At 63.0% G+C, this 20,167-nt stretch carries 13 protein-coding genes and 3 pseudogenes; 4 read left to right on the forward strand and 12 right to left on the reverse strand.

The annotated features are described in order from the left end of the window. Positions 1–162: 162 nt before the first annotated feature. The gene (locus VSX60_RS20020; protein WP_327626023.1) at positions 163–456 is read left to right on the forward strand and encodes a hypothetical protein; all 294 of its coding nucleotides are present in this window, start codon (positions 163–165) and stop codon (positions 454–456) included. Positions 457–642: 186 nt separating this feature from the next. On the opposite strand, the gene VSX60_RS20025 is transcribed toward VSX60_RS20020, so the two are convergent. After that, positions 643–987: an IS1096 element passenger TnpR family protein gene (locus VSX60_RS20025; RefSeq protein ID WP_327626024.1), complete on the reverse strand. Its 345-nt coding sequence runs from the start codon at positions 985–987 to the stop codon at positions 643–645. On the opposite strand from VSX60_RS20025, the pseudogene VSX60_RS20030 reads away from it, so the two are divergent. Both VSX60_RS20030 and VSX60_RS20035 read left to right on the forward strand, forming a co-directional pair. Continuing rightward, positions 955–1,601 (forward strand): annotated as a pseudogene (locus VSX60_RS20030) (SOS response-associated peptidase). The gene VSX60_RS20025 and the pseudogene VSX60_RS20030 overlap by 33 nt on opposite strands. 335 nt (positions 1,602–1,936) lie before the next feature. Beyond that, on the forward strand, positions 1,937–3,289 hold the full coding sequence (locus VSX60_RS20035; protein WP_327626025.1) for an IS1182 family transposase: 1,353 nt from the start codon (positions 1,937–1,939) through the stop codon (positions 3,287–3,289). Positions 3,290–3,500: 211 nt separating this feature from the next. Here the strand turns inward: VSX60_RS20035 and VSX60_RS20040 are convergent, their stop codons facing one another. The 8 genes from VSX60_RS20040 to secD all read right to left on the reverse strand — a co-directional run bounded on the left by VSX60_RS20040 (position 3,501) and on the right by secD (position 17,467). Beyond that, on the reverse strand, positions 3,501–5,792 hold the full coding sequence (locus tag VSX60_RS20040) for a hypothetical protein (protein WP_327626026.1): 2,292 nt from the start codon (positions 5,790–5,792) through the stop codon (positions 3,501–3,503). A 72-nt stretch (positions 5,793–5,864) separates the two neighbouring features. After that, on the reverse strand, positions 5,865–8,384 hold the full coding sequence (locus VSX60_RS20045; protein WP_327626027.1) for an AAA family ATPase: 2,520 nt from the start codon (positions 8,382–8,384) through the stop codon (positions 5,865–5,867). After that, positions 8,377–8,811 carry a hypothetical protein gene (locus VSX60_RS20050; RefSeq protein WP_327626028.1) on the reverse strand — a complete coding sequence of 145 codons (435 nt, stop codon included), beginning with the start codon at positions 8,809–8,811 and terminating at the stop codon, positions 8,377–8,379. Before VSX60_RS20050 ends, VSX60_RS20045 begins: the two co-directional genes overlap by 8 nt. Positions 8,812–9,376: 565 nt before the next feature. Further along, positions 9,377–10,582: an IS91 family transposase gene (locus tag VSX60_RS20055; RefSeq protein WP_327626029.1), complete on the reverse strand. Its 1,206-nt coding sequence runs from the start codon at positions 10,580–10,582 to the stop codon at positions 9,377–9,379. Between the two features lie 4 nt (positions 10,583–10,586). Next, positions 10,587–11,495 carry a tyrosine-type recombinase/integrase gene (locus VSX60_RS20060; protein WP_327626030.1) on the reverse strand — a complete coding sequence of 303 codons (909 nt, stop codon included), beginning with the start codon at positions 11,493–11,495 and terminating at the stop codon, positions 10,587–10,589. 826 nt (positions 11,496–12,321) lie between these two features. Next, entirely contained in the window at positions 12,322–14,112 is a 1,791-nt protein-coding gene (locus tag VSX60_RS20065) for an SLC13 family permease (protein WP_327626031.1), read from the reverse strand. Positions 14,113–14,188: 76 nt separating this feature from the next. Further along, positions 14,189–14,875, reverse strand: a complete 687-nt coding sequence (locus VSX60_RS20070; RefSeq protein ID WP_327626032.1) for an exopolysaccharide biosynthesis protein — start codon at positions 14,873–14,875, stop codon at positions 14,189–14,191. Positions 14,876–14,986: 111 nt separating this feature from the next. Next, on the reverse strand, positions 14,987–17,467 hold the full coding sequence (secD, locus tag VSX60_RS20075; RefSeq protein ID WP_327626033.1) for a protein translocase subunit SecD: 2,481 nt from the start codon (positions 17,465–17,467) through the stop codon (positions 14,987–14,989). A gap of 92 nt (positions 17,468–17,559) precedes the next feature. On the opposite strand from secD, the gene VSX60_RS20080 reads away from it, so the two are divergent. Then, a complete protein-coding gene (locus VSX60_RS20080) occupies positions 17,560–17,841 on the forward strand; it encodes a hypothetical protein (protein ID WP_327626034.1) in 282 nt (93 codons plus the stop codon). On the opposite strand, the gene VSX60_RS20085 is transcribed toward VSX60_RS20080, so the two are convergent. The 3 genes and pseudogenes from VSX60_RS20085 to VSX60_RS22645 form a co-directional block, all read right to left on the reverse strand. Then, positions 17,817–18,737, reverse strand: a complete 921-nt coding sequence (locus VSX60_RS20085) for a calcium/sodium antiporter (RefSeq protein ID WP_327626035.1) — start codon at positions 18,735–18,737, stop codon at positions 17,817–17,819. The two genes, VSX60_RS20080 and VSX60_RS20085, sit on opposite strands and share 25 nt — an antisense overlap. Positions 18,738–19,110: 373 nt before the next feature. Further along, positions 19,111–19,751: pseudogene (locus tag VSX60_RS20090) on the reverse strand (IS5 family transposase); the annotation flags it as partial. Then, positions 19,751–19,996: pseudogene (locus VSX60_RS22645) on the reverse strand (transposase); the annotation flags it as partial. The pseudogenes VSX60_RS20090 and VSX60_RS22645, both read right to left, overlap by 1 nt. Positions 19,997–20,167 lie beyond the last annotated feature (171 nt).

The following is a 20,167-nucleotide window of genomic DNA, read 5'->3' on the forward strand; positions in this document are numbered from 1 at the left end:
ATAAGCTCAAGCTCGTGAAGCGGCAGATGTACGGTCGAGCCAAGATCGACCTGCTCGAAGCCCGGCTGCTCGGCGCCGCATGATCGTCATCGAAAATGCGTCAGATCCATTCTTGCAAGCGATTTTACACACCAGGCTCGCTGGGATGCCGCAGATGGCGAGTTGGGATACTCCGTCGCCAAAGAGGCCGAAGAGGCCGCAGCCTTCCGCGAACAACAGCTGGTCGATGCGCTGATGAGTGCATCTGCCACATCACTTGCCGGCGTTGCGGGCAAGCTCGATGCCATCTTACGCGAGGGAGAAAGCTCTGCTGAATCTCCGGAGTTCCCATGGCCTTTTCTCCGTTCGGCGCTTGTCGACCTCGTGCGCCTCGCCCAAAAAGCTCAGCCAGATCGATTTGTGCCGGGCTCCGATCGCATTGCGTTGTTGTCAGGTAGGAGCGCCCGTCGAGACTGAACTCACATTGTGGATAAGCGTATGTTGGCAGAGACCCGCGAGATGATCACCGCATGGAGGGAAGACTACAACTGGACTGTTGGGGTGGATGCCCTCTTCTGGCCGGCATCGTAAGGTATCAGCGCAGCGCCGTGGTGGCGCTTGCGAGGGAGGAGCCCAGTATGCATCCGGCGAGAGCCGTGGGGGTCAGTTGATCCGGATTCGGCTTTTGGCGAAGGCGGCTTTGCCGATGGTCCGTCGGCGGGCGAGTTTGGCGACACGTTTTTGAACGGCGTCAGCGTCGAGGGTTTTGGGATCGAACGAACCGCCCGACCATCGCATCAGATCGTCGTGTTCTTCGTGATCCGGGTCGGCGATCGTGACGAGGAAGAGCTCGAAGCCTGGAAGGCCACTGACGTCCTCGGGTGGCGCACGATGTTCACCCTCAACGACGCGCGGGTATTCGGTGGCGGGTTCGGCTTCGCCGATCTGCTCGAAATCCGCGAGTTCACGCGGGGGATGCGCGACATCACCGGCAATCTGCCGTCGCATCCCGGCGTCTTTCCCGATTACGCCGCGCCGGTGGTGCGTAACGCCGACGGCGAGCGCGAGTTGACGATGATGCGCTGGGGCATGCCGTCGCCGCAGTTCGTCCTGAAGTGCCGCAAGGCCGACAGCGGCGTCACCAACGTCCGCAACGTGAAGTCGCCGCATTGGCGCCGCTGGCTGGGGTCGGCGTATCGCTGCGTGGTGCCCTTCACCAGCTTTTCCGAATATGAGACGGGGAGGGCGGCAAGAAAGTGCCGGTCTGGCTCCCTCTCGACGAGACACGGCCCCTGGCGGTCTTCGCTGGCATCTGGACGAACTGGACATCGACGCGGAAGATCAAGGAAGGCGAGTTGACCGCCGACCTCTACGCCTTTCTTACCTGCGAGCCCGACGTGGAAGTCGGTGCGGTGCATCCGAAGGCGATGCCGGTAATCCTCACCGAGCCCGACGAAATCGACGTCTGGATGCGGGCGGCGTGGCACGAGGCGGCGGCGTTGCAGCGGCTGCTGCCGAACGGGGCACTGCAGATTGTTGCGAAGGGCGAGCGGAAGGACGGGGAGGGCCCCAGACAATTGAGAGCGACTAGACCGCACTCTAGCCGGCCACCTGGATGGTAAAGGGAACAATCAGGAGAACGGCGCCAACGATCATCGATACAATGATGGTGATGCCGATATCATCCCTGATCATGTCATCCCCCAGTCTCCGCACTTGCAGAGTGGGGCAGGGAATCGACGAACGCCAGTCACTCATTGTTGCCAAGCTGTTATCAATGCCATGTCCGGCTGGTGGCAGCGGCACGAAAAGCCCCCGTTCAGGTGCCCAGCCAATCCGGAGATTCGTGACGAGTGGTCGCAAAGGCAGTAATGCGCCTATTCCGTTGAAAAACTCGGCTGTTGAACGGAAGGCTCGGTGGTGATTCACTCCTGTAGATGGACAGGAGGCGAAAGCGATGATGGGATCTCGGCAAGTTGATCAGGCATCGCTGTTCTACGAGTTTTCGCTCGAGCGGCATGTGCCGGGAAGCCATCTTCTTCGCTCGATCGACCGGTTCGTCGACCTGTCCGGTCTGCGGCGGGAGTTGTCGCCCTTCTACAGCACGACCGGGCGGCCCTCCGTCGATCCAGAGCTGATGCTGCGGATGCTGATCGTTGGCTACTGCTTCGGCATCCGCTCGGAACGACGGCTGTGCGACGAGGTGCATTTGAACCTTGCCTACCGCTGGTTCTGCCGGCTTGGGCTCAATGGCGACGTTCCCGATCACTCGACCTTCTCGAAGAACCGACACGGCCGTTTCCGCGACAGCGATCTGCTGCGGCGCTTGTTCGAGACGGTGTTGGGACGCTGCATTGAGGAGGGCCTCGTCGGCGGCGAAGGCTTCGCCGTCGACGGCAGCCTGATCAAAGCAGATGCCAGTCGACAGAAGGGCGTTGAGGCATCCGACTGGTCGACGGGGATGAAGCCGCGTCGTGCCGTCGAGGAGTATCTCGCCGTCCTTGACGATGCGGCTTTCGGCGCGGCGACGCCAGTGGAACCGAAGTTCGTTTCCCTCGTCGATCCGGCGGCCCGCTGGACCGGCGCCGATGGTGGGCTTGCCTACTTCGCCTACGAGACGAACTACCTGATCGACCTCGACCATGCGATCATCGTGGACGTCGAGCCAACGACGGCGATCCGCCAGGCCGAAGTCGCGGCGGCCAAACGGATGATCGAGGGTACAAGAGAGCGCTTCGACCTGTATCCGGCCCGCCTTGCGGCCGACACCGGCTATGGTTCGGCAGGCATGCTCGGATGGCTGGTCTATGACCAAGGCATCGAGCCGCATGTCAGCGTCTTCGACAAATCGGCGCGACGGGACGGCACCTTCGAACGCGGCGCCTTCACCTACGATCGCGAGGGCGACGTCTACTTCTGCCCGGCGGGCAAGATGCTGACCACGAAGGGCACCCTGGTCAACGACGGCGCCACGCTTCTCTACCGGGCGAGCAAGTTCGACTGCGAAGCCTGCGACCTGAAGGAAAGATGCACGCCGCGCGAGCCGGCCCGAAAGGTGCCGCGCTCGATCTTCGAAGGGGCTCGCGACATGGCGCGGGACATCATGAACAGCGAAGAAGGCCGCGCCTCCAAGCGGCAGAGGAAGAAGGTAGAGATGCTGTTTGCCCATCTCAAGCGGATCCTGAAGCTGGACCGGTTGCGACTACGAGGGCCATGCGGGGCCCGAGACGAGTTCCACCTCGCAGCCACCGCCCAGAACCTAAGGAAAATGGCAAAGCTGATCCCCATGCCCGAGCCGAAACCCACATAGAGCAGAGGACAGGACGGATCGTCCGCAGCCTCTCGCCCCATCCGTCGCGGGCATCTCCCGTCTCAATGTCGAGTTCTTCAACAGAATACGCCCAATGCCGCCGTTCAGCTCGTCGGGGGCAATCCTAGAAGCGGACATCCAATCAGGTGGGGCGCGCCGCTAACCTATCCGACAGTTTGCAGTTAGACCCGATTGCGTCAGATAATCGTCGTCATTTATCGACATCGTCGAAGATTGAGCGCTTTGCGGCGGCTTCGGTCGGGGACGGCTGCTCCTCCTTCTTCTGCGTCACGATGTGCGTCCAGTCCGTATCGTCGTCGGTCTCCTCGTCGCGCTCCCTCTTGCGCTCTTCAAGCGCTTCGATTGCGCGCTTTACCTGATCTCGCGCATCCCCGATCAAGCTGGCCGCGTCGTCATCCAGATCGACACCCATCTCTTCGACACATTCGAGAGCACCGAGCAATTTCTTGAAGTGGCTGTCCGGTTCCTCGTCCAGGTCGGCATCCGCAGCGACCTCGTCGATTTTCTCCTCAAGGGCCGGCAATAGGATTGTTCGCAGCGCCAGGCCGAGACCGACGAGACGAATCGGCGGTAGGAGCGCGAGCATCTCCTCGTCGGCGAAGAAGGACGTATCGAGGTTGGACAGCGCAACGGATTCGAGTCTGTCGGCCGCCTCGCTCCGCAAGCCATCCGGCAGCAGACCGAATTGATGGGCGCGGGCGTAGGCGTGAAAACGGGGGTCGTTGGCAAGAGGATTTGTCTGCCAACAGAACCGCTGGAGCAGGTCCGGAAACTGTCCGATCACTTTGGTGAAGACCGCATCGCTGGCCCGGTAGGACAGGAAGTGAAAGAGCATCCAGTTGCGATGCGTCTCATCGGGCGTGCGGCTGAGCCGGGCGACCAGCGCGTCGTCGAGCGCGGACGGAATCGCGAGGGCGTCGCGAATGAGCGGCGAACCCTCGCAGGTGAAGCTGCCGAGGATCGTGTCGATTGGTGCGCCGCGGATGAGCGCCGCCATCATGTGCGGCTTTTGCCGCAGAATCTCCGTCAAGGCGTCCGAGATCGTCGGATGCGCGAAGGTCCATCTGGCGCCAGACAGTTTGAGGAACGAGCCCTTCAACTCGGCAAAGCAGTCCTGGATCTTGGCGAGAGTGAAACCGGTCAGTTCCGCAACCGCCTGGGCGGCGCCGGCATCATGATCGTTCGGATCGAAGCCGGCCTGATGGACGTAGACAAGGTAGAGCGCGGCTTGGAGCTGCTCGTCAAGAGCGCTGACCGTGTCGATAAGGTGCTCGGTCGGCTCCTCCATGAAACGCACGAGCGAACTTTCGCGGGGCGCCAGTCCCTTGGTGAAGTTCGGATCGCCAAGCCGTTCGGCGATTCCAGGGAGGAAATCGTCGACGGCGGCGACAGCCGCGAGGTGCGGCTTGACGCTCGAACGCCAGCTCTGGCTCTGCTCGCCGAAATTGATGTGATTGTAGAGGATCTGCGCCTTCTCTCCGAAGATCAGCTCACCGACGTCAACTACGGCGCTGCCGTCGGCGAATTGCGCAAGATTGCGCTGCCCCAGCCGACGGCGCGCAGCCTCATAGATATGCTTGCGCGAGGTCAGCAGGAAGCGATTGCCGTGCTTGATCGCCGCGCGCAGCTTCGAGAAAGCCGACGCCCAGTCCTGCACGTAGTCGTCGCGCAGTACGTTCGAGCCGAACGCGTCGTCGATCCAGAAGAAGCGGCCGGGATCGTTGGGGTTCCAGCCTGCCTCGAAATCGCGCGGGCTGGTCAGAGCAAGGACGGTATTGTCCGGATTCTCCGAAGCGATCGTCGAAACGATGGCGCCGATCGCCGACTTGCCGCTCGCTGGATTGCCGAGCAGGAGCACCACGCCATGTTCCGAGATGGCGTTGACCGCGTCGCGATGTGCCCGCGTCGGAACATAGGTGCGAAGCTTCGGAATCCAGCTGTCGAGTAGCGCCCGGCTCTGTTCGCTCAGCCGCTCGTCGACGATCGAGGTCAAATCCCCTAGGCCATAGACCTGCGGGACGAGGGCGCGCAGGCGTGCGCTGCTCCTGATGACCCGGACGATGTATTGGCGGCCCAGGATGTGCGGCTTGCGCACACCGAGTTCACGCAGCTTGGCGCGCATGGCGGCCGCGACCGGCGCATCCACACTCATGCTGGTCATGAAGGCGTAGGTGTCCGCCTGGCCGGCTTTGACGAGTTCCTCGACGTTACCGATCTCGGCGGAGAGGTGGCCGACCTTGAGAGCTTTTCCGGCATCCGATGTATGCTTGCACTGGATCGTGCCGATGGGTTGCTCGTTGCTTGGCGAAGGGATGAGAAATACCGCGTCCTGACCGCCGTCCTGCGCCTCGCGAAATATTTCCACGGGACGACCAAGAACCACTTCGCAAATTTGCGAGCAGAGATCCTGGAAGGCGCGCCAACCGATCGTATGAAGCGCAAGGTCGCTCCACGGGCCGTGCGCGCAACGCACATTCGTCATCCCAGTTTCGATCTGGCCGCCCTCGATTGTCACGCCGCCACGGCGCAATAGATGGCGCGCAGTCGCGACATTTCATGCATTCCCGGGATGTTTGCCCGCGGCTTCGGCTGCTTCTGCTTGCGCCACAGGCGGCCTAAGCGCGAACTGGGTCTCGCATTTTTCATGCGCGCACACCGGCTTCTTCAAGCCGAACGGCCGCTGATATTTGGTGCGACCGCACACGCATTCGAATTGCTGACGAAACGCCTTGAACTCGTCCCACCGCGTTTGCTCGTCCCCGATCGAGCCGTCGCCATAGGGCTCGTCCTGAAAGTGGCTTCCGAAATTCTCAACGTCGCCCTTGATCAGACTGGTGATGAAGCGGTTGTTCACGCCCGGCACCTCGGCAGGGGTCAGCTTGAGGTCGCTGAGGAAGCCGCCAATCGCCGAGGCCAGCTCGGCACGCTCGTAGGAATAGGCCCTTTCGAGTTGGCGGATGCGGACATTGACGCCGAAACCGCGGGCGATGCCCAGCAGCCATTCCTCCTCGGCCTGACGCATCTCATTGGCGGCGGGTTCCCCCTTCGCCCAGCGGTCGGCGATCATCTCATCGGTGACCTTGTGGTCGGCGAAGCGCGGCCCGAACGCCGGGTCCAGTCCGATGATGCGGGTGAACTGCCATTCCTTCGCGGTGAGCTGGTCCTTCAGATGATTAAAGAAACGCTCGTCATGGGTGACGAGGATGATCTGGCAGTCGGTGAACATCTTCGCGAGCAGCGCACCGATCGCACGGCGGTGATCTGCATCATAGGATGTGACGACATCGTCCAGCGCGATCAACGGTGCGGCACCGTTGAATTTCTTGATTGCCGCGAGACGCAGCGCGAGCGCGACCGAATGGATCTGGGAGTCGCTGAGGTAGCCGCCGGGCGCAACGCTCGGACGGTTGTCCGCGAAATCGATCACCAGCTGCATGCGCTGCTGGTTGGTGTCGTCCTCGCCGGGCAGTTCCAGCCGGATCGGCTTGGCATTGGCGCCTTGGATCTCCTTGTAGATGTCGTTCATCGGCGCCTGGAGCGTGTTGAGCAGCGATTGGACCTTTTCTCGGATCTTGCCAGAGACGAGCGTGGCCTGCGCGACGAGCGCTTCGTGCAGCGCGGTCAGCTCCTCAGTGGTGCGCGTTGCCAGCGCCACATCCTTTTGAAGCTTCAGCAGCCGATCAATGCTGGCCTTGGCCTTGACCCAGGTATGCTCGCCTTGCTTCGCCGCGATGTCTGCGATCTCTTGGTCGAAATCGGCGAGGCAGATCTCCAGCGCGGCGACAATGGCGGCGGAATCGGGCGCATTGGCGGCCGGCCATTCGGCAACGCCGGCCTGGTAGGCGATGAGCGCGGTCTTGAACGCGTCGCCATCATCGTCGGGCAGATGCTCGATCATGGCGGGAAGACGCGCCGCGAGCCGGTTGTGCGCCTGGGTAGCGGCAGTCTCGGCGTCGTCCAGCGCGGTCTTCGCGCCATTGTAGCTTTGCAGATCCTCTAGATGGGTCTGCAGCAGATCGCGGATCGCGGGCACGCTCCCGGCAGCGGTGTCGCCGATCGCCGTGGCGCAGACCGGGCATGCGTTCGGCGCGGTCGCGTCGTCGGCAAACAGCTTCTCGGCTTCTTTCCACACCGATCGGAAAACAGTGCCGGCCGCCTTGTCGCGCTCATCGGCCTCAGTGGCCTTAGCATCAGCCTGAGCGGCCAGCGCCTTGTCGAACGCCGCGATGGCGCCGGAAAATTCGGCGTCGCCACCGTCCTCGGGGATGGTCTTTTGCCACAGCGCCACGACCGAATTGCGGATCTGTTTGAGGCCGGCGAGCCCGACCCGCTTCTCCTCCGCCTCGACACGCTTGCCGACCTCGACATAGCCCTGGTCTTCGGCGACGAGCGCTGTGAGCGTCAACCCGGGATCAAGGGGCGCGATAACGCTCGCATTGATGAAGCCGAGCACGGCCGCGTCGTCCCAGGCCTGAACGGCCTGGGCGGTTTCGGCCCTTAGAAGGTCGGCAAGGCTAATCTGTTCGCTGGCGCTCTCGGCAGCGGCCTTCACATCGCGGCGCAGGAGGCGGAGGTTCTTCTGTACTTCCACCAGCGGTGACAGCTGGAGCCAGCCTGCCACGTCGCTGTAGCGATTCTCAGGACTATGCGTTTCGACGAAGGTGCGCAGCGTGTAGCCGCGGATGATCGGCGAAACGACGAAACCGGCCTTCATCGCGGTCGCGGCCGCGTGGATCGGGCGCGGGTTGCCTACGGCGGTGCGGCTGCCCTCGGCCGTCGTTTTGCCGGTGATCGTCGTGAATTTGACCACTGGCGCAATGCCCGCCGCCTGCGCGCCATTGTGCGCGAGTGCGGGCGGTCCGGCTTGGTTGTTCAGGGTTCGCAGCCCGAGCCGTTCGAGCGTGCCATGTTCGGAGAAGAGAAATTCTAGCGCGTCGATGACGCTCGACTTGCCCAAGCCGTTCGGCGCGGAAATTGCCAAGCAGGGCTTTTTGCTGAGATCGAAAGTCTTGGGCTGAAGATAGGCGCGGAAGCCTTCGAGCGTCAGTGTGAAGAACAGCGTCGGGTCAGCCATTGGCATTCTCCCCGACGGGGGCAGCGCGCTTCGACGCGATCGCAACGATCGCCGATTTTGCATTGGCCACGGCATTGGCATGGGGCGTGACCGTCAGCAGATGATCGGTGAGAGCGGCGGCGAGATCGGTATCAACACCGTGTGACGCCTTGAGCGTCTCTGAAAGGTTAGCGAGGAATACTTCGGGCGTATCCGCATTTTCGGCCTGCGGCGCGGCCAGTGCCGCCAGCATGTCGAGAGCCGCTGCTTCTTCCGGTGCCGCCGTTTCGTCCTGTCCCATCATTCCCCCTATTATCGTCCCTCTTCCAAGAACCATCGACGGTGACGACGTAGCGATGCCGCCCATATCAGATGGCTTGGGCGACATGGCTGCAGGCTTTGGTTGTTCCCCCTCAATCAATGTGAAACCGGAGAGCACAAGCGTCAATGGTCGAAGGTGGCTTCTTCCGGGCACTCTCCTTGTTTGATTGTTCGAAGCCGGCCGGAACGAAAGTCTACTTTCCCACTGCTGGCGCTTGAAAACGGAAGGTCGGTAAACGACCAATCTATGGATGATGGACCAATGTCGGCTTTTATGGAGAAGAAACCGATGAATGAACGTCGTGGAAGGGTCGTGAGCGCCACTCACCGTAGGTGCCCCTCGAACGGCAGCTTCCCCGTACGGCGCACGCGTTAGCTGCCAGACCGCTGTCTTGAAGGGTTTCGGGCGCCGCGAGGCGTACGAAAGTCGCCGAAGAACGAACCCGCGGGATGTCGGTCATTGAGTTATGGTGTTTTCGGCTGACGGCTGTGCCGGGACAAGGTACGGCCGCGACCGATTGACATTGATTTCGTGCTGCGGCGCCTGCGTTGTCGACGTGACGCGGGTGGTGGGAAAGCTGGCGAGCGCACGATGGTCGCGCTTTGGAAGCCGACACCGGCGGTCGGCACGCGGATGCCTGTGGCCTGAAACGCGCCGTCTCGGGCGGCTGATCGTACAGTGCCATGTCGGATCATGGCGAAGGCTCCCGGTTCGGTGATGGGCGAGATGGCGGTCCGCGGGGCTGTCGCCAGCGCAGGAAGATCCCGACAATGGTCATACGTCCACCGCAGCAGGGGCAAGGTGGGCGAATGTCGGGCGGCTTCGAGACTTCCGGTTCGTCGACCGTAGGCTGTGGCGGAGGCGGAGCACCGAGGAGTTCGCGTATCCGCTCGATGCCGGCTTTGCGGTCAGGACCTGTCAGGAACCCGTAATGTCGGATGCGATGAAAGCCCCGTGGCAGGACGTGAAGGAGGAAGCGGCGGATGAACTCGCCGGCTTCGAGCGTCAGCGTCCTGTGCCGGGCGGAACCTTCCTGGCGGTAGTCTTTGACGCGGAAGGTGACGTTCGCCTTGTCGAAGGCGAGGATGCGCCGCGAGGAGATGGCGACGCGGTGGGTGTAGCGGGACAGGTAGGCGAGAACGGCCTTCGGCCCGGCGAAGGGGGGCTTGGCATAGACGACCCAACGCTTCTTTCGCACCGGGGCGAGGTGGCGGGCGAAGGCTTGTGGCTTGGCGAGATGGGCCAATGCGCCGAAGAAGGCGAGCCGACCCTCCTCGTGGAGCGCGGCGAGGTCTGCGAGGAAGAGACGGCGGAACAGCGCGCCGAGAACCCGCACCGGCAGGAGGAATGCGGGACGCGAAGCGATCCAGCGTGATCCATCCGGCGACAGCCCGCCGCCGGGCACGATCATGTGGACATGCGGATGGTGGGTCATCGCCGAGCCCCATGTGTGAAGCACGGCGGTGAGGCCGATGCGGGCGCCGAGGTGCTTGGGGTCGGCAGCAATCGTCGTCATCGTGCGCGAAGCGGCACGGAACAGGAGGTCGTAGACCATCCTCTTGTTCTGGAAGGCGATGACGGCGATCTCGGCGGGCAGCGTGAAGACGACGTGGAAGTATCCGGCCGGCAGAAGGTCGGCCTCGCGTGCGGCCAGCCATTCCCGCGCCGCGGCGCCCTGGCAGCGTGGGCAGTGCCGGTTGCGGCAGGAGTTGTAGGAAATGCGCAGATGACCACAGTCGTCGCAGCCTTCGACATGGCCGCCGAGCGCCGCGGTGCGGCAGTTCTCGATCGCCGACATGACCTTCAATTCGGCCAGGCTCAGGTGTCCGGCCCGGGCGGCGCGATAGGCGGACCCGGCGGCGTGGAAGATGTCGGCGACCGCGATCGAGGTCCGCATCGCCTCAGCGGGGTTCAGCCCTTTCGCTTTGGAACAGGGCTAGCCTGTCGAGCGGGCTGACGACGGTACGCACCGTGCGTGTGGCGACCTTGGCGTAGAGCGCCGTCGTGTCGAGCTTGGCGTGGCCGAGCAGTACCTGGATCACGCGGATGTCGACACCGTCTTCCAAGAGATGGGTCGCGAAGGAATGGCGCAGCGTATGCGGCCCGACCCTCTTCTGGATATCGGCCGCCCGCGCCGCCTCCACCACGACGCGGTGCAGTTGCCGGGTTGAGATCGGTCGCGCCCAGTTCTGGCCAGGGAACAGCCAGCCCCCTCGATGGAGTACGCCTTGTGCCCGTCCCCCGACCCACCACTGTCGCAGCAAGGCCAGGAGATCGGCGGACAGCATGGCGTTGCGATCGCGCCCACCCTTGCCGCGCTCGATCCGCAGAAGCATGCGAGTGGAGTCGACGTCGCCGACCTTCAAAGCCGCGACCTCGGCGACGCGAAGTCCTGCGCCATAGGCGACCGACAGGGCGGCCAGATGCTTCAAGCAGACCGTTGCGCTCAGCAGGCGGCGCACTTCGTCCGGGCTCAGGACGTCGGGCAGGCTCCGGGCATAGCGCAGCCGCACCAGCTTGCGGGCGAGATCGGGCCGGTCAATCGTATGGACGAAGAAGAAGCGCAGCGCCGAGACGATGGCGTTCATCGTCGGCACGCCGAGACCGGCCTCCTGCTGGGCGACCTGGAACCGGCGCAGGTCCTCCACGCTCGCCGTGTCGGGCGCTCGACCGAGAAACGACGCCAGGCGGCCGATGTCGCGGATGTAGTTGCGCTGCGTCTCGCGAGAGAAACGCCGCATGGTCATGTCGTCAATCAAGCGCTGGCGCAGCGGGCTGAGCGGTGCGGCGGAAACGGGAAAGGTCGTCATGGGAAGGCTCCATCAGGTGAAGGGAGCCAGGATCGTCCGCCCGTGCCAGGCGACGCTCAATCAGAACATGACGCTCGTATCAGTCCGCGAACGGCGAGGCCGCCGCCCATCCCGCGCGAGCGGGTTCGTTCTTCGGCCCGAAACCAACGTCCTAGGACGCTTCAAAGACGTCTTTTCGAAGTCACGCTTGGAGATAGGTTACTTTAGTTCCCAGAGGACATTTGACCAAGACGACTGAAGCTCGGTCTCCCGCACCCCGACGATTACCTCGTGGTTTTTCGCGTGGCGTTTCGAATCGAAACGCTTCAGGAGAAGCTGCTCGGGCGCGATGCAGCCGCAGCCATGTCGCGAATCTTGTGTCGAACCCGGCCCTGGCTGTGCCAACAAACGCGATTGGAGTTCGAGAGAGCTCGCCGTCCAATAATCTCTCCAAATCCGCGAGGGACGATCTGTCGCTAACTCGCAGAAAATGCAGGAATTTAGAATTCCGTACTATTCGGGCGCAGTGCAGAGCTTTGGAGAAAATCCGGCGAAGAGAGAGCGAGATAGGGTCTCTCGGCCGATATGCAGTCAAGAGCTTGAACCGGTGAAGGCCGCAGGGCAGGGGGCCGTGCTCAGTCCACTATCTGACCGGAGGATGTTCGCTGAGGGGATAATGGCGGAGGGGATGGGCCTGAAAGACAACCTTCTCCACCATAAGTGTATGATATAAAACCATATTATGTTTAAGCACCCTCCATCCGAGAGCGCATCACCGGCGCGTATCTCTCACTCCCATACCGCCATCGCGAGATCCGGCCAGGAAGTGAGGGCCGTAGAAAACGGGTTACCCTGCAAGCGGCCAGATTAGCGGGATAACAAGCACGGTCACTGCACCGATGATGATGTTCATTGGCACACCGATCCTGACGAAATCGAGAAACCGATAGCCCCCGGCGCTGTAGACCAGCGTGTTGGTCTGGTACCCGATTGGCGTCGCGAAGCTCGCGCTTGCGCCGAACATCACTGCGACGACGAAGGGACGTGGATCAAGGCCGAGCTGCAGCGCGACGCCCGCAGCGATGGGCGCCATGAGAACCGCGACAGCGTTGTTGGTCACCAACTCTGTCAGGATCGAAGTCAGAGCATACACGAGGACGAGCGCGACGATCGGTCGTGCAGTGGCGAGCAGCGGCGAAACGCCATTGACGATCAGCGTCAGAGCTCCGGACTGCTCCAGCGCACTTCCCAAAGTCAGCATGGATACGATCAACAGCAGCAGGCGACCGTCGATAGAGCCGATCCCCTCGTCCGCGTCGATACACTTCGTCAGGAATACGATGGCAACCCCCACCAGGGCTAGCGTCAGGATTGGTGCGACGTTCAACGCAGCCAGCACTACCACGGCCGCCATGGTTGCGATGGCGATAGGTGCCTTCGACCGGCGGAAGGCGCGCGAGGTGACTGGCGACAGCATGATCAGGCGTTCCTCGTCGACCAGGCGGGCAATGTCGTCGGTGTTTCCCTCCAGCAAAAGGGTGTCGCCGACAGCTAGGCGCATAATCGCAAAGCGCATGTCTTGCGCCGTACCGTTCCGGTGCAACGCCATCGGATAGACACCGAAGCGCCGCCGCCAATGCAGGCGGCCGATCATTCTGTGGAGCGCCCGCGTGTTTGGCCCGACCATCACCTCGACCACGGATGTGCGCCGGGCCGTGGACGGCTCCGTGCCCGAGATCGCCTTGCCCGCCACCGCGCCGTCGCGGAACCCCATCAGTTCCGCCTCTCGGGTTGCCAATACAACGCTGTCGCCAGCCTGAAGGGCGGTTTCATCCAGCGTCAGACGATAGGAGACATCTCCGCGAACCAGATCCACCACCCGGCTGCCTCCGGTTCGGAAAGCCGCGATCCTGGAGGGCGGCGTGCCGATCAGTGGCGATCCGGCTGGAATGAACATTTCGACCAGCCATCTGCGCTGGTCCCGATCGGACAGGCTGGAACCCACAGTCTGGCGCACCGGCAGCATGCGCGGTGCCGCAATGGCAAGGAAGGCCGCACCCGCCGCTGCCACGACGATTCCCACAGGGGCGATCTCGAAGATGCCGAATGGTGTCATACCAAGATCCCGGGCGACCCCATCGACCAGAAGATTTGTCGATGTCCCGATGAGCGAACAGGTTCCGCCAAGGATGACCATGTAGGACAAGGGGATCAGCAGGTGGGAGGCCGCTACCTTCATCTCGCGCGCCAGTGTCATGACGACCGGGATCAGCACCATGACGACCGGCGTGTTGTTCATGAAGGCCGAAGCAACGGCCGCAGACGCGAAGAACAGGCCAATGGTCAGCCTCGGATAGGTTGACGAGTATTGACCCAAGATGCCGCTGACAGATTCAAGAACGCCTGTCCTCACCAATGCCGCACTGAGCACGAACATCGCGCCGATCGTCGCGGGTGCCGGGTTGGCGAGCGATGCAAGGATGTCGTCAGGTCCGACAAGCCCGATCGCGAGGGCCGCAACGGCGCCGCAGAACGCAACGATCTCCGGCGGCTGGATTTCCAGCGCGAACGCGATGAAGACGGCCAGAAGAAGCAGGATCGCTGCATAGGGCGCCAAGGAAATCATATCGATCGGCATGTCGGCGTCTCATTCCACCTTTAGGTGTTCAGAGCAATCTTCGCGCTTCTGCCGCGTTCGGCTTTGCGCGATGCGATCATGACAGAAACACGGATTGAAGGAGGAAAACAGCGCCCTTGATCATGGCGAGAACAATACCCGACACGACTCCAATTCCGGCGAGGCCAACGAGCGTTCCGGCTATCGCCGCAGCTCCGTCCCGCTCCAATACCGCCAGCGCCAACAATGCGATGGCGAGCCCCGGAATAGTGTTTCCAAACGGAATTGGCAGGAACAGGATCAAAGCGAGCACAAACGCCAGAAAACCGATGACCCGCTCGCCGCGTCCGCTGACCAGCAAGATCAGCCGTGGTCCGACCAGACGTTCCAGACGTCGCATCCACGGTAAGACCCGCGTGAGCATCCGGGCGAAGTCGATGCGGCGAAAGGAACGACTGCGCATCAACTCAGGCAGCCACGGCTGATCACGCCCACGCATCAGTTGCCAGGAGAGAAACAGCAGAGGCGCGCCGAGCACGGCCGAGATGCCGGGGATCGCGATGGGCAGCGCGACCGGAAGCGCGAATATGAAAAGCAGCGCTCCGAAGGCACGGTTTCCAAACCCGTCGATCAGGTGACCAAGCGAGATGCGCTCGTCTGGTGTGGCAGGTGCGTCTGCAATTTCCTGAAGTATGTCGGACAGGCGCCGCGGTTTTCGATCGGCGTCCGGATCGGGTGCGCTTGGGACCAAGTTTAAATCGGGGACCTTCGTTTGCGTAAGCATGTTCTGACTCATGGGGAAAAGTATCTGGGCGCGTTCTGGAGTATTGCGCCGGGAGTGTCTCTTCTCCCGGCGCGTGCTTCGCCTAGCCCGCTTGCTGTAGGATCTGGCCGCTCAGCGGAGTCGCACTGCGCGCGACGAGCCACGCCAGTACTGGTCCCGACACGAACAGCGATGATCCCGTCGCATCACCACGCCCGCGATCATCGGCCAGGCGAAACCGGCGACGGCCGGCCCACCCCAGATCGCCATCGGCAGGAGCGCCGCCAGCGTCGTGCCCGACGTGAAGATGCAGCGCGCGAGAACCTGGTTCAGGCTGCGGTCGATCAGGTCGGCCAGCGGCTCATCGCCGCCACCGCGCAGGTGCTCGCGGATTCGGTCATAAACCACAACCTTGTCATTCACCGAATAGCCGATGAGCGTCAGCAGGGCGACGATGGTGGTCAGGTTCACCTCCCACCCGGTTACGGCTATGACGCCGAAGGTCTTGGTGACATCGAGGAACAGCACCGCGATGGCGCCGGCTGCAAAATGCCACTCGAACCGCACCCAGATGTAGGCCAGCATCGCCAGCACCGCGAGCGACAGGGCGATAAGACCTGTGGTGGCAAGCTCGCCGCTGACCGTGGGCCCGACGAGGTCGATCTGGTTGAAGACCGCGCCCGGAACAGCCTGTGCTGCGGCCGCTTCCACCGCGGCCACCGTGGCCTGACCGGCCTCGCCCTGCACGCGGATCAGCGCCTCGTTCGGGTCGCCGAAGGCCTGAAGGCTGGCATCACCCGGTACACCCGCGGCGATGGCCGCGCGCAGATCGGCCAGCGGCACGGCGGTGTCCGAGCGCAGCACCATCTGCACCCCGCCGGTGAAGTCGATGCCGAGGTTCGGGCCGGGCACGGCCAGCGCCCCCACCGCCCCCAGCGACAGCACCGCCGACACCGCCAGCGCCAGTCGCCCCCGCCGCATGAACGAGAACGCGCCGGGCGCAGGCACGCCGCCGACCAGCGGCGCGATTCCCAGCCGGGCAGGTTTGCGGCTGCGCACCAGCGCCTCCATCATCATCCGCATCAGCACGACGGCAGTGAACATCGAGATCAGGATACCGAGGCTCATGGTGATGGCGAAACCGCGGATCGCGCCCGCACCGAACATGAACAGCAACACCATCGCCAGAAGCGTGGTGATGTTGGCGTCCAGGATCGTGGCCCAGGCCCGCGCGTAGCCTTGCGTGAGCGCCTTGATCGCGCTCGCCCCCTTCGCCGTTTCCTCGCGGATGCGGCTGAAGATCAGGATATTGCTGTCCACAGCGATCCCCAGGCACAGGATGATGCCCGCGATGCCCGGCAGCGTCAGCGTGGCACCCAGCAGTCCAAGGGCGGTCAGCGTCAGCATGACGTTCAGCCCCAAAACGGCGCTGGCCAGCAGGCCCCAGCCGCCATAGAGACCCACCATCATCGCCACGACCAGCGCAAGACCCGCGGCGCCGGTGATCAGACCTGCCTTGATGGAATCCGCGCCAAGGGCGGCGCCCACGCTGCGCTCCTCGATCACCTCCAGCGAGGCGGGCAGCGCACCAGAGGTCAGCAGCACCGCCAGCGTTTGTGCCTCTTCCACGGTGAAGTCGCCAGTAATCTGGCCCTGACCGCCGGGAATGACAGACTGGATGACCGGCGCGGTCAGAACCGCGCCATCGAGGACAACTGCGAAGCGCTGGCCGATGCTGGCTGCCGTGATCTCGGCAAAGGCGACGGCGCCCTTCCGGTTGAAGGCAAAGCTAACCATCGGACGCCCGGTATCGGGATCGAACGCAGAGGCGGCGCGCTCCAGCCGGTCACCCGACAGCGCCACGCGATCTTCAACAGGGATTGCGCCGGTACCATCGCGCATCTCCAGCAGGGACACGCCGGGTCCGGGACCGGCTGCAACCATCTGGAAGCTCATCCTCGCGGTCGACCCCACAAGCTCGCGCAGCTGGGCGGGGTTTTCCACGCCGGGCATCTGCACAAGGATGCGGTCCTCGCCCACCCGGCTGATGATCGGCTCGGACACGCCCACCTGATCGACGCGGTGGCGGATTACCTCGAGGCTGCTGTCGGCCGCAGTGCTGGCGGCGCGGTCCAGCCCGGCCTCGGTCAACGCCAGCCGCATGGTGCCGTCGGTCAAATCCACTGTGAAGTCGGGCGGGCTGCCCGGCTGTGCGGAGGCGGCCGCCGCGCTCTGCATTGTCGCAAACAAGGCATCGTCTGCCGGGGCCGACAGGGCCAGCCCCTCGGTGCGGATCGTACCGGGGTTCAGGTTCCGGGCGCGCATTTCGGCGACGAGTGTTTCACGCAGTTCCTGCAGACGCGACCCAGCGAGATCATCGCGGTCCACGGCGAGCAGCAGATGCGCGCCGCCCTGAAGGTCAAGCCCGAGCGAAACGGTCTGACTGGTCGCCCAATCTGGCAGCGTGCTTCGGACGTCGAGGGGAGAAAATTCGGAAGAGCCGTCGCAACTGCCAGAAGCAGCAGGACGACATAGGTCATCACGACCCATGCTGGTCGGCGCATGTTGATATCCTTGGTTGCCTGAAATTTCGGTCTGACGGAAAAGCGTCAAGCCACAGGCGGACCCCGGACCGGGGGAAGGATACGGATCGCGAGGGGCCCCAAAGAAGCTTGCGGCGCAAGGGGTATCTCTGCAGGAGAGAGATGCGCGGCTTCGAGGGCCGCGCGCGGCTCTATTGCGTTCGGCGAAGTGTCGTCGGGCAGTTGCGCGCGCAGCAGTTGACGCTGGACGGAGAGGATACCCTGGGCTTGCTCGACCTGGCTCTGGGCAGCAGGACCGGCATTCGTCGCCATCCCGTCCGAACGAAGCTGCGGCAGACCGAACAGCACAAGCGCCAGCACAACAAGAAGCCGCGACAGGATCGCGCCAAGTCTTCTCACATCGTGCGTCAGCGCGTGTGTCATCCCAGGGCAGCCCAGACGTAGGCGACATAACCCGCCAACATGGCCACGCCGACCCCTCGGCCGATGACCGGACGTGCGAGCAGAAGTGCGGTCAGGACCAGCGAGACCGCGATCATGATCGGCAGGTCGAAGGTCAGGAACCGCGAGGCGACCGGGATCGGCGCGATCAGCGCGGTCACGCCCAGAATACCCAACACGTTGAAGATGTTTGACCCGATGATGTTGCCGATGGCGATTTCGGACTGGCGGCGGAAAGCGGCGATCAGCGACGTCGCCAGTTCCGGCAGCGAAGTGCCGATGGCGACGATGGTCAGGCCGATGAAGGCCTCCGAGATGCCGTAGCCGCGGGCGATGTTCACCGCGCCATCCACCAGAAACCGGGCGCCGACCATCAGGGCGACCAGACCGCCGATGACCCATAGTGTGGAGACAAGCGCGGATGAGGGTGCGGGCACACCAACCTCCTCGACCAAAGCCTCGCCGGGCTGCCGGTAAGCCCAGACAAGGTAAGCGACGAGACTGGCGACCAGGATAAGCCCGGCGGGTCGCCCCAACTGCCCCATGGCGAAGACCGGCACCAGAACCAGCGATGCGGCCATCATTACGGCTGTGTCACGGCGCAGGGTGGCCCCCATCACCTTAATCGGCCAGACCAGCGCCGAAAGGCCGATGATCAGCAGGATGTTGGCGATGTTCGAGCCCACGATGTTGCCGAGCGCAATGTCGGGCACGCCACGCCATGCGGCATCGACCGACACCAGGAGCTCGGGCGTCGAGGTGCCGAAGCCAACCACTGTCAGTCCGATCAACAGCGGCGGGATCGCCATGCGCCGGGCAATGCCCACGCTGCCGCGCACCAGCGCCTCGCCGCCGAAGAAGAGGCCGATCAATCCGGCAACCAAATAGAGATAGTCCACGGCAACCGTCACTCGCAGGCAGTTGATCCGCCCTCAGCGCGAACTTGCGTATTGAAGATGTCGGCAGCAAGATGCCGCTGAAAATAAAGGTGCTTGCGAAGTCGATAGACAGCAATAATCTTGGCCAGAGCGCTTGCAATCGTGCTATCTCCACACGAGATTTCCGGAATGGTATCGACGTGCGAATTCCTGCCGCCCAATTTGCGGAATGCAGCCCGATCCAATTGATTGCAAAAAGGAGATGGTGGGTCACCGCCATGGGCTCATCATCGAACCGCGCACTGAAAGCCGATGGATCCGGCAATACACTCGGCCTCGACTACTTCGACGGCCGCCGGGGCAAGATCGTTGGCTTCGTGGCTAGGACGCGGACTCATTTTGAAGCGATCCAGATACGGACTCCGACGAGCTTGAGAGCGGCGAGATAATTGTCAGCTCGTCGGTCGTATCGGGTCGCGAGACCGCGCATGTGTTTGATGCGATTGAAGAACCGTTCGACGCGGTTGCGCTGGCGATAGACCCAGCGGCTGAAGCTGAAGGTCTCCTTGCGATTAGCCTTCGGCGGGATGTTGGCCCAGGCTTCACGCTCTTTGGCGAAGTTGCGGATGGCATTCGTGTCGTAGGCCCGATCAGCCTGAAGCGTCGCGCCGGGCCGAAGGTCACGCAGAAGCTTCTCGGCCATTGGCGCGTCGGCGGCCTGGCCCGCCGTCAGTTCCATTCGAACCGGCCTGCCTTCGGCATCGACGAGGGCGTGGATCTTGGTGGTCAGGCCGCCGCGAGAACGTCCCATGCAAGGATCGGTAGAGCCCCCTTTTTTGCGTTGGCACCATGCTGGTGAACGCGAACGCAGGAACTATCGATCATCACGATGTCACCGTCGTAACTCTCTGAAACCGCTTCAAGAAGCCGATCCCAGACCCCGGCTTTGCGCCAGCGCGAAAAGCGATTGTAGAGCGTCGTGCGCGGGCCGTATCGCTCGGGGATGTCCCGCCAGGACGAGCCGGTTCGAAACCGCNCGCTTCAAGAAGCCGATCCCAGACCCCGGCTTTGCGCCAGCGCGAAAAGCGATTGTAGAGCGTCGTGCGCGGGCCGTATCGCTCGGGGATGTCCCGCCAGGACGAGCCGGTTCGAAACCGCCAAAGGATGCCGTTGATCACCCGGCGATCGTCAACCCGCTCCACCCCGCGGCTATTCCGCGGAAGAAGCGGCTCGATGATCGCCCATTCCTCGTCGCTCAATTCGTGACGGCGCATACCAATCTCCTTTCCAGGAGATTGAATCAGATCAAGACGAGCAGATGAACCCGTTTATGGGGACGCGTCCTAGCATTACAGTTGCGTCTTTCGACGAGTTCTGAATCCATGGGCGACCATGATTCGGAGGTCATGGATGATGGGCGCATCGATCGAGACGACGCTGGAGCTTTGGGC

This window comes from Aurantimonas sp. A3-2-R12 (assembly GCF_036016755.1).
Lineage (GTDB): Bacteria > Pseudomonadota > Alphaproteobacteria > Rhizobiales > Rhizobiaceae > Aurantimonas > Aurantimonas coralicida_A.